Source organism: Marinobacter iranensis, from assembly GCF_029207565.1.
Classification (GTDB): domain Bacteria; phylum Pseudomonadota; class Gammaproteobacteria; order Pseudomonadales; family Oleiphilaceae; genus Marinobacter; species Marinobacter iranensis.
In genome coordinates this window covers 216121-229485 of record NZ_JANCMW010000002.1, presented here as the reverse complement: position 1 = coordinate 229485, position 13365 = coordinate 216121, and the positions used below count along the sequence as shown (strand labels likewise).

Annotated in this window: 12 protein-coding genes and 1 pseudogene; 9 read left to right on the top strand and 4 right to left on the bottom strand. The window is 58.4% G+C overall.

The annotated features are described in order from the left end of the window. The 6 genes from prmA to purD all read left to right on the top strand — a co-directional run bounded on the left by prmA (position 1) and on the right by purD (position 6808). Complete coding sequence (gene prmA, locus NLU14_RS04300) at positions 1–897, top strand: 50S ribosomal protein L11 methyltransferase (protein WP_275704939.1); 897 nt, start codon at positions 1–3, stop codon at positions 895–897. A gap of 62 nt (positions 898–959) precedes the next feature. Then, entirely contained in the window at positions 960–2201 is a 1242-nt protein-coding gene (locus NLU14_RS04295; protein WP_275704938.1) for a DUF3426 domain-containing protein, read from the top strand. Positions 2202–2417: 216 nt separating this feature from the next. Next, positions 2418–3416 (top strand): tRNA dihydrouridine synthase DusB, encoded by a 999-nt coding sequence (gene dusB / locus NLU14_RS04290; RefSeq protein WP_420845027.1) that lies wholly within the window; start codon positions 2418–2420, stop codon positions 3414–3416. Continuing rightward, positions 3413–3730 (top strand): DNA-binding transcriptional regulator Fis, encoded by a 318-nt coding sequence (gene fis, locus NLU14_RS04285; RefSeq protein ID WP_007154166.1) that lies wholly within the window; start codon positions 3413–3415, stop codon positions 3728–3730. Before dusB ends, fis begins: the two co-directional genes overlap by 4 nt. 85 nt (positions 3731–3815) lie before the next feature. After that, the gene (gene purH / locus NLU14_RS04280) at positions 3816–5396 is read left to right on the top strand and encodes a bifunctional phosphoribosylaminoimidazolecarboxamide formyltransferase/IMP cyclohydrolase (RefSeq protein WP_275704937.1); all 1581 of its coding nucleotides are present in this window, start codon (positions 3816–3818) and stop codon (positions 5394–5396) included. A gap of 116 nt (positions 5397–5512) precedes the next feature. After that, positions 5513–6808, top strand: coding sequence for a phosphoribosylamine--glycine ligase (gene purD / locus NLU14_RS04275; protein ID WP_275704936.1), 1296 nt, complete (start codon positions 5513–5515; stop codon positions 6806–6808). 67 nt (positions 6809–6875) lie between these two features. On the opposite strand, the gene NLU14_RS04270 is transcribed toward purD, so the two are convergent. Next, positions 6876–7295, bottom strand: coding sequence for an acyl-CoA thioesterase (locus NLU14_RS04270; protein ID WP_338040780.1), 420 nt, complete (start codon positions 7293–7295; stop codon positions 6876–6878). 36 nt (positions 7296–7331) lie between these two features. Beyond that, positions 7332–8462: a zinc-dependent alcohol dehydrogenase family protein gene (locus NLU14_RS04265; RefSeq protein ID WP_275704935.1), complete on the bottom strand. Its 1131-nt coding sequence runs from the start codon at positions 8460–8462 to the stop codon at positions 7332–7334. 174 nt (positions 8463–8636) lie between these two features. Here NLU14_RS04265 and NLU14_RS04260 point away from each other — a divergent pair. The 3 genes and pseudogenes from NLU14_RS04260 to NLU14_RS04250 all read left to right on the top strand — a co-directional run. Next, a pseudogene (locus tag NLU14_RS04260) lies at positions 8637–8847 on the top strand (alpha/beta fold hydrolase); the annotation flags it as partial. Between the two features lie 131 nt (positions 8848–8978). After that, the gene (locus NLU14_RS04255) at positions 8979–10553 is read left to right on the top strand and encodes a cation:proton antiporter family protein (RefSeq protein ID WP_275704934.1); all 1575 of its coding nucleotides are present in this window, start codon (positions 8979–8981) and stop codon (positions 10551–10553) included. Next, positions 10553–11194 (top strand): methyltransferase domain-containing protein, encoded by a 642-nt coding sequence (locus tag NLU14_RS04250; RefSeq protein WP_275704933.1) that lies wholly within the window; start codon positions 10553–10555, stop codon positions 11192–11194. Before NLU14_RS04255 ends, NLU14_RS04250 begins: the two co-directional genes overlap by 1 nt. Here the strand turns inward: NLU14_RS04250 and NLU14_RS04245 are convergent, their stop codons facing one another. Further along, positions 11195–11938: a putative 4-mercaptohistidine N1-methyltransferase gene (locus NLU14_RS04245; RefSeq protein WP_275704932.1), complete on the bottom strand. Its 744-nt coding sequence runs from the start codon at positions 11936–11938 to the stop codon at positions 11195–11197. 10 nt (positions 11939–11948) lie between these two features. Beyond that, complete coding sequence (gene senA / locus NLU14_RS04240; RefSeq protein WP_275704931.1) at positions 11949–13325, bottom strand: selenoneine synthase SenA; 1377 nt, start codon at positions 13323–13325, stop codon at positions 11949–11951. Positions 13326–13365 lie beyond the last annotated feature (40 nt).

Here is a 13365-nt window from a genome sequence, read left to right as displayed (position 1 = left end):
ATGCCCTGGATACAATTACAGATCCCGGCTGATCCCGATAACGCGGACCAGCTCGAGGATCTGCTTATGGAGATGGGCGCTGAAGCCGTCTCCATGGAAGATGCCGCAGACCAGCCCCTGTACGAGCCCGACCCTGGCACAACACCGCTCTGGCACCAGACCAGCGTAACGGGCCTGTTCGGATCCGAGCGTGACATTGAAGAGCTGTGCGCTGCCGTCAAGGATACCTGGCACCAGCAGACCCAGCAGTCTCTGCCGGAGATTGAGGTTACCCTTGTGGAAGACAAGGACTGGGAGCGGGAGTGGATGGACAACTTCAAGCCGCTGCGATTCGGTGACCGGCTGTGGATCGTACCCAGTTGGCACGACGCTCCCGACCCGCACGCCGCCAACCTGCTGCTTGACCCAGGCCTGGCGTTTGGCACCGGGACCCACCCCACCACGGCCCTGTGCCTGGAATGGCTTGATGGCCAGGATGTGGAGTCACAGCAAGTGATCGACTATGGTTGCGGCTCGGGCATTCTAGGCCTCGCGGCCCTTTTGCTGGGCGCGGACCATGTCATTGGTGTCGATACCGACCTCCAGGCACTGGAAGCCAGCCGCGAAAACGCACGCCGCAACAAGGTGGAAGAAGACCGGCTGGATCTGTTCCTGCCCGGCGACGAACCCGATACCATGGCTGATATCATGCTGGCCAACATACTGGCCCAGCCGTTGATAGGTCTCGCGCCGAGGCTGGCGGCAAAGGTGAAACCGGGTGGCGATATTGTGTTGTCGGGAATACTCTCCAACCAGGCCCGCGAAGTCATGGAAGCCTACGAGCCCTGGTTTATCATGGACGAGCCGGAACAGCGCGAGGAATGGATACGGCTCACAGGACGGCGCAACGACAGGTGACGAATTCTGCCGAACCTACTAAACTCCGTGACTCGTAGCGACGCCGCTTACAGGAATGAAGCATGACCCAGAGCAGCCTGCAGACACGATGCCCAAAATGTGAAACCCGGTTTCGGGTAACCGACGCACAGCTAAGCGTAGCTGGCGGTAAAGTGCGCTGCGGCAACTGCATGGCGGTGTTTAATGCCGTCGAACACCAGATCAGTGACAGCATGTCTGGCAGCTCTGGTAAAAAGGACGCGGCCCCGGCGCCTGAAAAGCAAGACAAGCCTTCAGATCAGAGCTTTACCCCGGACGACGACCTGATTTTTGCCGACAACCCCGAAGAGGACGCCGCCGAGGGCCCCTACGCCGGCACCAGGCTGACCTTTTCCGACGATGAACTGAGCGACAGCTTCCGGACCGTTGACGAACGCAGCAGTGGCACCTTCGAAACGGACGATGGCGACGAGCCGCAGGAAAAGATAGACGAAAGCTGGGCCGAGGCCATGTTGTCGGAAGAAGACGACACCAGGCGCAAACCGGAACGCCAGGCGGAACAACCTCAGGAGCCAGTGACGCCTGAAGAACCACCCGCGCCACCGCAAGAGGAATGGGCAGAAAGCGACGCCCCCCCTCACCATGCCGAAGCCTCGCCAGAGGAACACGAGGAACTGAGCCTGGAGCCTGCCGACACCGACGGTTTCTATGTGGATGAGCCCCGGTCGCCATCCTTCGACTATGACGCCGGCCCTGTGACCGACAACGAGCCACTCGTCGCCAGCTCCCCCTACAACAACCTTCGCAGGGAACCGGTATCGGTTGCAGGCAATGGCAGCGGTCGCCTCAGAACCGCCCTTTGGACTTTTATTGTTCTTGCCCTGATTGGTGTTCTGGTAGCCCAGGTAACCTGGTTCCAGTTTGACCGCCTGTCGTCAATACCGGAACTGCGCCCCTTCTATGAGCAGGGCTGCGAGATTGCCGGTTGTGAGTTGAAGCCACTGGTGGATGTGGATGCCATACAGAGCCGCAAACTGGTGGTGAGAACCAACCCCGACAACCGGAGCCAACTGGTGGTCGATGCCGTCATCATCAATCGTGCAGCCTTTGAACAGCCGTTCCCCGCCATTGCTCTCACGTTCTCCAACCTGAACGGTGATGTGGTGGCGCAGAGTGTCTTTACCCCGGACGAATACCTGGCCGGCGAAGGCCGCAGCCTCGAAGCGATGCCAACGGATACCCCGGTCAGAATTGTCATCAATATCCGGGACCCCGGTAAGGACGCTGTAAACTACAATATTGCCTTCCGCGCCCACCGGGAGTAAGCGAGTCCTCACTCGTCAAACAGCGGGGACCGCCACCGAATAGACTGAAAGTCAACCAGAAAGGACGAAAAATAATCAATTTTTTCATGACTTCGCCCCTTCAATAGCATCTCTCCCAGCGGTATCATTACCGCCCTTCGGATCAAGATCGGTTACTTATTGAGCAACCGTTCAGTTCCGACGTTCGCTTAACCCGCTGTGACACGGACTCAGATCATGCTGCCAACGGCAAAAATCGGGCCGTACACCCTGCCCAATCCGTTGATCGTTGCGCCCATGGCCGGTGTAACCGATCGCCCCTTTCGCCTGCTTTGCCGGCGTATGGGAGCAGGGCTGGCAGTCTCTGAAATGGTCATTGCGGACAGCAAACTCTGGCACACGCGCAAGTCACAAACGCGCATGAACCATGAGGGTGAACCCGAGCCCCGGTCGGTGCAGATCGCCGGTGGCGACCCCGAGATGCTGGCCAACGCCGCCAGGCTGAACGCCAAGTTCGGCGCCCAGATCATCGACATCAATATGGGGTGCCCGGCGAAGAAGGTGTGTAACAAGGCTGCCGGTTCGGCGCTGATGAAAGATGAGGGACTGGTGCGGGATATCCTGAAAGCGGTTGTGGCCGCCGTGGACATTCCGGTGACCCTCAAAATGCGCACGGGCTGGGACCGGGAGCACCGGAACGCGCCGCTGATCGCCCGTATGGCGGAAGACGCCGGTATCCAGGCGCTGGCGATCCACGGCCGCACCCGCGCCGATGCCTACAAGGGCGAAGCCGAGTACGACACCATCGCGGAGGTGAAGTCCCGGGTCGGCATACCGGTGTTTGCCAACGGCGACATCAACTCGCCGGAGCAGGCACAACGTGTGCTGGCGCATACCAGCGCCGATGGTTTGCTGATTGGCCGCGGAGCCCAGGGGCGACCCTGGATCTTCCGGGAAATCCTGCATTTCCTGGAAACCGGCAGACATCTGCCCGAGCCGCCGGTGGACGAGGTGGAACAGGTGTTAAGCGAACACCTGCAAGCCTTGCACGGGTTCTACGGCGAAACCATGGGCGTGCGCATTGCCAGAAAACATGTCGGCTGGTATCTCCAGTCCCATGACGAGGACAAACAGTTCAGAAAACGCTTCAACGCCATTGATTGCGCGATGGAGCAGAAAGACAGCATTCAACAGTACTTTGCAGGCTTACGAAATGGAGAGGTATTCGCAGCATGACCGCTGAGACTTTGGCTAAAGACAACCTGACCCCACCCGCCAACGATGATATCCATCAGTTGCAAACGGTGAACAGCAGCGGCAACACCGTTACCCTGCGCGACAGCGTGGAAGTTGCCCTGAAAAACTATTTTGCCCAGCTTGATGGTGCCCCGGTCACCGAGGTTTACCAACTGGTGCTGTCCGAGGTGGAAGCACCGCTGCTGGAGCAGGTGATGAAGTACACCCGCAACAACCAGACCAAGGCATCGACGATGCTCGGCCTGAACCGCGGCACCCTGCGCAAGAAGCTCAAGCAGTACGGTCTGCTATAATCCAGCTACCCGATTGAAACGAGGGCCTCCCGGACACCATTCGCGAGGCCTTCATTCGTTCATACCCAGCAGAAATAAGTGACCCATGGCAAATCAGGCTAATACCCCCGTCCGTCGCGCGCTGATCAGCGTGTCTGATAAAACCGGTATCGTTGAGTTCGGTCGCGCACTGACTGATCGCGGCATCGAATTGCTCTCCACCGGTGGCACCTTCCGGTTATTACAGGAAAACCAGGTGCCGGTCACCGAAGTCAGTGACTACACCGGTTTCCCCGAAATGATGGATGGCCGTGTGAAAACCCTACACCCGAAAATCCACGGTGGCATTCTCGGGCGACGCGGTACCGACGATGCGGTGATGGCAGAGCACAATATCAACGCCATCGACATGGTGATCGTGAACCTCTATCCCTTCGAGGAAGCCGTTGCCAAACCGGACTGCGACCTGGCCACAGCCATCGAGAACATCGATATTGGCGGGCCCACCATGGTCCGCGCTGCCGCCAAGAACCACAACGACGTGACAATTGTGGTCAATGCCTCTGATTACAGCCGGGTGCTGAAAGAACTGGAAACCAACGAAGGCCAACTGACCTACAAGACCCGCTTCGACCTCGCCGTAAAGGCGTTTGAGCACACCGCCGGGTATGATGGCGCGATTGCCAACTACCTGGGTGGCCGCACCGCCGACAACGACAACGCCGACTTTCCCCGCACCTTCAATGCCCAGTTCGTGAAGGTTCAGGATATGCGCTATGGTGAGAACCCGCACCAGCGTGCTGCCTTCTACACTGAACGCAATCCCCGGGAAGCCTGTATTGCCACTGCCAAGCAGCTGCAAGGTAAGGAACTGTCCTACAACAACGTGGCCGATACCGACGCCGCGCTGGAGTGTGTGAAGCCTTTCGCCGATCCCGCCTGCGTTATTGTCAAGCACGCCAACCCCTGCGGCGTGGCCATTGGCGCGGATATCCGTCAGGCCTACGACCTGGCATTCGCCACCGACCCCACCTCCGCGTTTGGTGGCATCATTGCCTTCAACCGCGAACTGGACGCTGAAACCGCGAAAGCCATCATCGACCGCCAGTTTGTAGAAGTGATCATCGCCCCGACCATCGCACCAGAAGCGGCGGAACTGCTATCCGCCAAGAAGAATGTCCGCCTGCTGGCCTGTGGCGAGTTCGATGGCGAACGTGCCAGATCCATTGACTACAAGCGCGTAACAGGCGGCCTGCTGGTTCAGGATCGTGACCTGGGCATGGTAGCCATGGAAGACGTCAAGGTTGTTTCCGACCGCCAGCCTTCCGAGCAGGAACTGAACGACCTGCTGTTTGCCTGGGAAGTGGCCAAGTACGTCAAATCCAACGCCATCGTTTACGCCAAGGCCGGACGCACCATCGGCGTGGGTGCCGGGCAGATGAGCCGCGTGTACAGTGCGAAGATCGCCGGCATCAAGGCAGCCGATGAAGGTCTGGAGGTGAAGGGTTCGGTTATGGCTTCAGACGCCTTCTTCCCGTTCCGGGATGGCATCGACGCCGCCGCCAACGCTGGCATTACCGCCGTGATTCAACCCGGTGGCTCCATGCGTGACCAGGAAGTGATCGACGCTGCTAACCAGCATGGTATTGCCATGGTGTTTACTGGGATGCGTCATTTCAGGCATTGATTGGAGTTGGGCTCTTGTCGGATTACGCCTTTGGCTAATCCGACCTACATTGGCTTGAGACTTGAACCGTAGGTCGGATTAGCCGCAGGCGTAATCCGACAACCAGGAAAACGACTATGAACATTCTCGTAATTGGCTCTGGCGGCCGCGAACACGCCCTGGCCTGGAAAGCGGCCCAGTCCCCGGACGCAGACCGGGTGTTTGTCGCGCCGGGTAATGCCGGCACCGCCCGGGAACCGGGCCTGGAAAACATCAATATCGACGTGATGGATCTCAAGGGCCTGGCGGACTTTGCCGCTGCCAATAACGTGGGCCTGACCATTGTCGGCCCGGAAGCCCCGCTGGTGGCGGGCATTGTGGACCTGTTCGAAGAACGCGGCCTGCGGGTGTTTGGCCCCAGCGCCGGCGCTGCACAGCTGGAAGGCTCCAAAGCCTTCAGCAAGGACTTCCTCGATCGCCAGAAGATCCCCACCGCCGCCTATGCCAATTTCACCGATGTTGACCAGGCCCTGGCCTACGTTCGCAAGCAGAACGCCCCCATCGTCGTCAAAGCCGATGGTCTGGCCGCGGGTAAGGGCGTGATCGTAGCGATGACCCTGGAGGAAGCAGAAGACGCCATTCGCGATATGCTGGCCGGCAACGCCTTTGGTGATGCGGGCAGCCGCGTGGTCGTCGAGGAATTCCTGGATGGTGAGGAAGCCAGCTTCATCGTGATGGTGGATGGCGAGCACGTATTGCCCATGGCCACATCCCAGGACCACAAGCGCGTGGGCGATGGCGATACCGGCCCCAACACCGGTGGCATGGGTGCCTACTCCCCGGCTCCGGTGGTTACGCCTGACATCCACCAGCGCATCATGGACGAGGTGATTTACCCCACTGTTCGAGGCATGGCAGCCGAAGGCCATCCCTACAAGGGCTTCCTGTACGCCGGCCTGATGATCGACAGCCAGGGCGCGCCCAAAGTGATCGAGTTCAACTGCCGCTTTGGCGACCCGGAAACCCAGCCCATCATGCTGCGCATGAAATCCGACCTGGTCGAACTCTGCGACGCCGCCATCAATGGCAAACTCGACCAGTGCAGCTCGGACTGGGACGACCGTCCCGCCGTAGGCATTGTGCTGGCTGCGGGCGGCTATCCCGGCAGCTACAACAAAGGGGATGTTATCTCAGGGCTACCTGAGACAGATACAGACGGTGAGAAGGTGTTCCATGCAGGAACCCGCCTCAACGGTGAGCAGGTTGTTACCAATGGCGGTCGCGTGCTGTGCGCCACTGCTCTCGGGCAGAGCGTTACTGAAGCCCAGCAACGCGCCTATGATGTGGCTGCAAGGATCCAGTGGGAAGGCGCCTTCTGCCGCAAGGACATCGCTTATCGGGCCATTGTCCGGGAAAGCTCCGCCAGCAACTGATGCCGGAATAACACCAAAAAAGCCCGGCGAACCGGGCTTTTTTGGTGTTTGATACCCTTGGGTCAAGTCAGAAAACCAGGAGCCGCTCAAGCGCCTCACGAATACCTTCCGGAATCGCAACAGCGCGATTCTGTTCTCGGTCAACAAACACGTGAACAACCTGGCCAAGCGCAACCGGCTCCGCATCACCGTTCTTGAACAGGCCAAGCTCGTAGGTCACTGAGCTGTTTCCAATCTTGAGAACCCTGAGCCCTGCGTCCAGTGCGTCCGGATACGCCACCGGGCTTTTAAACTGACAACTGGAGCTGACAACGTACCCAACCACCGGCGCATTATTGATGTCCAGCCCGCCAACCTCAATCAGGTACCGGTTGATGGTCGTGTCAAAGTAGGAGTAATAAGTCACGTTGTTCACATGCCCATAGATATCATTGTCCATCCACCGGGTAGTGATCGGGTACAGGACACCAAACTCATCTCGTTCCACAGATTTCTCCGATTAGCAGTTTCATTGCATTTTGACCTAATCAAACAGCACAACCTGACGAACGGCCTTACCAGAAGCCAGTTTCTCAAACCCTTCGTTGATTTCCTCCAGCGTCAGGGTATCACTCAGTAATCTGTCCACCGGCAACTTGCCCTGGCGGAACAGAGTGACATAACGGGCAAGGTCGCGAACCGGCACACAACTACCCACATAGCTACCCTTGAGGGTGCGTTCCTCCGCAACCAGACTGACCTGCTGGATGGACACTTTCTTTTCCGGGTGGGCCAGGCCACCGGTGACTGTAGTACCACCACGGCGAGTGATCTGATAGGCAAACTCCAGCGCCTTTTCAGATCCGGCCATCTCGATTGCGCAATCAACCCCGCCATTGGTCAGGGCCCTGACCTTTTCGACACAACCCTCTTCACTTGAATTGAAAGCGTGGGTGGCACCAAGCTCTTTGGCCAACGCCAGTTTGCTGTCATCCAGATCTGTGGCAATCACTTCACCGGCACCGGCCACCAGCGCTCCCAACACGCTATTCAGACCAACACCACCCAAGCCAATGACAGCGACCGTCTGGCCTGCCTTGATATCTGCTGAATTGATCGCTGCCCCCACACCCGTCAATACGGCACAACCAAACAGGGCCGCGTGATGCAGGGGCAGGCCGGCATCAACCTTGACCAGCGAATCCCGTGACACCACCGCGTAATCTGCAAAGGCAGATACTCCCAGGTGGTGGTTAACCGGAGTGCCATCCGCCCGATGCAGACGGTGCTCGCCACTGACCAAAGTACCGGCGTTGTTGGTTTTTGCCGCTGGCTCACACAGGGCCGGGCGTCCCTCCGCACAGGGTGCGCAGTGGCCACAGCTGGGCACAAATACCGCGACTACATGATCGCCAACTTCCAGATCGCGGACGCCATTACCAATCTCCTTAACAATGCCGGCCGCTTCGTGGCCCAGCGCCATGGGCACCGGCCGGGGGCGGTTGCCATCAATAACCGAGAGATCGGAATGGCACAGGCCGGCAGCCTTTATCTGGACCAGTACCTCGTTGTCACCGGGTGGAGACAGTTCCAGTTCCTCAATGATCAGGGGCCTTGTGTCCTGGTACGGGCGCTCCGCCCCGATCGCTTGCAAAACGGCGGCTCGAATTTTCATGATGACGACCTCGTGACGATTGTTATTGGCAAACGGTAACCAGAATAGATGCTTTGATAGATTTCACAAACACTCGCATCGATCCTCAAGCGGAATACAGGAAACCTTCGGCGCGGGGCTGGAACAATCGTCGGTTCGTGTGGGGAATATGACCATTGCCTACCTGAGCAATACCCAGCCGGAATCTTCAAATATGACAGCGAGCTGGTAAGTCTGGTCATGGAAGGCGACAACCCCCCTGATCCCTGCCGAAGAGGGCGATTTCAAGCGCCTGATCGACTTTGCCCTGGAAAAGAAGCCTTTCGTTCCCTGGCCCATTTACGACGTAATGGAAGAGAAGGCCATAGCCAACCGCGACGTCAACGAAGTGATCTTCGAAGCCATTACCCGGATTGAGGCACCAGAAGAATCCGCTCACTTGTTCCGCGAGTTTCTTGCCAGTACGTTTTGACTACACGGCCAGCCGGAAACACGGTAGCCTTGCCATAGCCTTGTTTCCTGACCGTGAACTGACTTATGCCTGAAGCAATATGGATATCCTTTGCCTTTGGCCTTGGCCTACTGGTCAAGACCGTTGGCCTGCCACCCCTGGTGGGCTACCTGGCTGCCGGATTCGTACTGAGCGGGCTCTCCGCCGTTACCAGCGTTGCCATTGAAGCAACCGATGTTCTGGAACACATTGCTCACCTCGGCGTTTTACTGCTGTTATTTACCGTCGGCCTGAAGCTTAAACTGCGCTCGATTTTCAGCTCGGAAGTCATCGGCGGTAGCCTGCTGCATTTCGGCATCACCTGCGCGGTATTCACGCCCGGCCTGCACCTGCTCATGGACATTGACTGGCAAACAGCCTTCCTGCTGGCCATTGCGCTTTCCTTTTCCAGCACCGTGCTGGCCGCCAAGGTACTGGAAGGCAAACGCGAACTGAGGGCATTTCATGGCCGTGTTGCCATCGGCATCCTGATCATGCAGGACCTGATTGCACTGGTGGTTATGAGCCTGGCTGCGGGCCAGTCCCCGTCCCAGTGGGCGCTGATTGTGTTCGGCCTGCCGCTGCTGAGGCCACTACTGTTCAAACTGATGGATGCCAGCGGCCACGATGAACTCCTGGTTCTCCTCGGGCTGCTACTGGCCCTCGTGCTTGGTGGGCTCGGCTTTGAAGCTGTCGGCTTGAGCTCGGAACTTGGTGCCCTGGTATTTGGTGCCATGCTGGCCAACCATCCCCGCTCCCAGGAACTGGCCAAATCCCTCTGGAGCGTGAAGGAAGTTTTCCTTGTGGGATTCTTCCTGCAGATCGGCATCGGTGGTCTGCCGGATAGCGAGGCCCTGCTGTTTGCGGCTGTCGCCCTGCTGGTTGTGCCACTCAAAGGCATGCTGTTTTTCTTCCTGCTACTGGCCTTTCGCCTACGCGCCCGCAGCAGCTTCCTGAGCGCCCTGTCGCTGACCAACTACAGTGAGTTCGGCCTTATTGTGGCCAGTGTCGCACTGCCGGAATGGCTCGTTCCCCTGGCCATCACGGTGGCAGTCTCGTTCGTGGTTTCCGCCCCGATTAACCGGCTTTCGCATACGGTCTACGAACGGTTCAGCGCACGCCTGGCACCCTTTGAAAGTAAACGCCGCCATCCCGACGAGCAACCAATATCCCTGGGCAGTACGAAAATCCTGGTTATGGGCATGGGGCGAACGGGCACCGCTGCCTATGACCAGCTCACACATGACGAGCCGCTGACCATGGCGCTTGACTCAGACCCTGCAAAGGTGGACAAACACCAGAAGGAAGGTCGGAATGTGGTTTTTGGCGACGGGGAAGACATCTCCTTCTGGCAGGGCCTGCACATGCCGGCAGTTGAGGCCGTTATACTTGCGATGGGTGATATCGAAGGTAAGCTGATCGCAGCCAGGAACCTGAGAAAAAAAGGTTTCGCCGGCTATATTGTGGCGCACACCCTGTACGCCGATGAAGCAGAACGGATTCGCGAAGCCGGGGCCAATGAGGCTTACCTGACGATGAGCGAAACCGGTGTTGCCCTGGCAAGCCAGGTACTACACCGTAACGACCGGGCACCATCACTAATGGAGAGTGCGAAAACCTGATGCATGAACTCATGACACCGGACAACAGCATGATGACCCAGATGACATCACTGCACGAGGAGCGTCTGGATTTCGTGTTCCGAACCCTGAAGTCAACCGGTGCCAGGCGAGTGCTGGATCTGGGCTGCGGTTCCGGCTCCCTGCTCTATCGCATGCTGGCCGATAAACAGTTCGACCAGATTACCGGGCTGGAAGATTCCGGTGTGTCGCTTCAACAGGCCCGTTCCGTGCTCACAGACTATCTGAGCGAGGAGAATCCCAGAATCCGCCTGGTCCGTGGATCCTACGCTGAAAGCAACCCTGACCTGGCGGGCTACGAAGCCGCCGCCATGGTGGAAACCATCGAACATGTGAGACCGGAACAGCTTTCACGGGTCGAGCGGGCCGTGTTCGGCGAATATCGGCCCGGTTGTCTGTTTATGACCACCCCCAACCGGGAATACAACCCGCTTTTCGACCTGGCACCCGGGGAGTTCCGCGAGGAGGACCACAAGTTCGAGTGGGACCGGATTAAATTCCAACGTTGGGCCCGGGGGGTGGCGGATCGTAATGGCTACAACGTTCGCTTTGGTGGTATCGGAGAGTTTGTGCCTGATGTCGGTCACCCGACCCAGACAGCTTTCTTTACCCGCTGCGACTGATCAGCGGACTCTGCGCCAGGCACTAAGTTCGGCAATGGTGTGCTGGAACTTGCGGCGGGTTTCCCGGATCACGAACGGCACGTCCTGCGGCGGCTGTATCTCTTCAAAGTGGTGCGCCAGGATTTCTTTCATTCCCTGGTAAACCGTATAGGGCTTGCCATTGCGTTCATAACCGCCTATCCAGTTGGCAATTGGGGTGAATTCCTCCATCAGCGTGTAGGGCGAACTGATGACCAGGGTGCCGCCCGGCACCAGATGCTGGTGAATGCTCCCCAGAAAGGCACCCGGATCCTGCAGCCGATCGATCAGGTTGCCAGCAAAGACCAGGTCGTAGTCCACATGTTCCGGCCCCAGGTGACTGGCGTCACCTGTCGCGAATGATACCTTTGCAGCAGACCTGTCCAGCCCCAGCGCCTTCAGGCTCACGTTTACACGCTCCCCCAGCTCTCCCTCATCACGGCGGAAGTAATCGATCTCACCGGTTTTCTGGAGGGTGGTCGCAGCATCAACAAACCGGCGGGAAAGATCCACACCCACCACACTGTCAAAGACCCGGCCCAGCTCAAGGGCGGTGCGGCCAACCGCACAGCCCAGGTCCAGCGCGCGCCGCCTGTCCCGGCCGGCCATCAGTTCCTGGCAGATACCAGCACAGCGGGCCGGATAGTTCCCCACTCCGAAATGGCTTTCACCAAAATGGAACCCCAGGTACTGCCCCAGCAATTCGTCGGTTTCATATACGTTCATGTGGTGGTCCTCACTGAGTACCGGATGCTGAATGGGAGAGTGCACAGGTACGGAACCCGGTATAGACATCGTTGCGAAGGGGCAGGTAAGCCTGCCGGTAAGTACCACGAATGAGGCAGGACGATGTCGCACATCCTCCGCCTCGGGTCACCTTGTGGTCGCCAAACTGTAAGGTCGACATGAAGGGGTACATATCAATTTTGAAGCCGTCATAGGGAAAAAACTGGCTGCTGGTCCATTCCCAGACGCCACCTATCATCTGCCGACAGCTGGAACGGCTCTCGCCTGCCGGGTAGTCCCACACTGGCTGCTGCGCCATATGTATAGCGTCCAGATCCGCGTGTTCCGGCGTTGGGTGCTGGTTTCCCCAAGGGAAACAGTAGAAATCCCGGCCACTCAGGTTACCCAGCGCTGCCGCTTCCCACTCCACTTCCGTGGGCAAACGCCGGCCAGCCCACTGACAATAGGCCTCGGCTTCCCAGAAACTGACGTGGGTCACGGGTGCATCCAGGTTCAGAGGCTGCCAACGGTCAAACACGCGCTCCTGCCATTCGCCCTCATGCCAGCGCCAATACAGTGGATGACGGGGCTCCCGAAGCATCGGCTGGGAACTGCCATGCACCAGGGAGATGTCGGTTTCCGTACCCAGCCACTTACGACCGCCAAAAGACCAGAGTTCCGGGCGTTTGTAGCCGTTGTCGTCAACGAACGACAAGAACTCGCGGTTCGAAACCAGGGTACGGGAGATGGCAAACGGCTCCACCCGGACCTCGAAGCGTGGCTTTTCCGCATCGAAGGCAAAGTCCGTGGTGGCATAACTGGTCGACTCACCGGGCATACCGATCTGGTAGTGTCCTCCGGGGATATGCGCATCACCGGTCACCGGCTGTCCACTGCCCTGTCGGGCACCGATAAAGCCAGGCGGCGCCGGCAAGCCTACCGTCTGCCGACACCACGTCATCGACTCGATGTGCATGTTCTGGTGATAAATGGCGTAGCGATAGAGGTATAGCGCTTCGTCGGTCAGCGGCTGCTGCTGAATACGCGAAGCCACCCGGTCGTAGATGATGTTGAAGTACTGCAGGGTTTTCTCACGGCCCGGGAAAAACTCGTGGCTCCAGCGATCACCATGATCAATGTGGAAGGAATCCCAGAGGTCGTCCATCGAGGGGTCGTAACTGGGAGTGCCGTCCAGCAGGTTAAATACGAAGACCTCATAAAAAAAGCTTGCGTGCCCCATTTCCCAAAGCGGTGGATTCACACCTGGGTGATAGGGAACATCAAGTTGCTCGTCACTGAGGGAAGTGACCAGTTCAAGCGTGCGCTGGCGGGTGGCTTCCAACTCGGCCAGCAGCTCTGTCTTCTGTGCCTGTTCGCTCTGCGTCATGGCGGCTCCGTTGATTGCCAGTCATAGCTATAACCAGCAT

Bases quoted from the DNA above. Each gene is read 5' to 3' on its own strand.
- NLU14_RS04245 (WP_275704932.1), bottom strand. From the start codon at position 11,938: ATGAACGTATATGAAACCGACGAATTGCTGGGGCAGTACCTGGGGTTC.
- purD (WP_275704936.1), top strand. From the start codon at position 5,513: ATGAACATTCTCGTAATTGGCTCTGGCGGCCGCGAACACGCCCTGGCC.
- dusB (WP_420845027.1), top strand. From the start codon at position 2,418: ATGCTGCCAACGGCAAAAATCGGGCCGTACACCCTGCCCAATCCGTTG.
- senA (WP_275704931.1), bottom strand. From the start codon at position 13,325: ATGACGCAGAGCGAACAGGCACAGAAGACAGAGCTGCTGGCCGAGTTG.
- prmA (WP_275704939.1), top strand. From the start codon at position 1: ATGCCCTGGATACAATTACAGATCCCGGCTGATCCCGATAACGCGGAC.
- NLU14_RS04265 (WP_275704935.1), bottom strand. From the start codon at position 8,462: ATGAAAATTCGAGCCGCCGTTTTGCAAGCGATCGGGGCGGAGCGCCCG.
- NLU14_RS04250 (WP_275704933.1), top strand. From the start codon at position 10,553: ATGCATGAACTCATGACACCGGACAACAGCATGATGACCCAGATGACA.
- fis (WP_007154166.1), top strand. From the start codon at position 3,413: ATGACCGCTGAGACTTTGGCTAAAGACAACCTGACCCCACCCGCCAAC.
- NLU14_RS04255 (WP_275704934.1), top strand. From the start codon at position 8,979: ATGCCTGAAGCAATATGGATATCCTTTGCCTTTGGCCTTGGCCTACTG.
- NLU14_RS04295 (WP_275704938.1), top strand. From the start codon at position 960: ATGACCCAGAGCAGCCTGCAGACACGATGCCCAAAATGTGAAACCCGG.
- purH (WP_275704937.1), top strand. From the start codon at position 3,816: ATGGCAAATCAGGCTAATACCCCCGTCCGTCGCGCGCTGATCAGCGTG.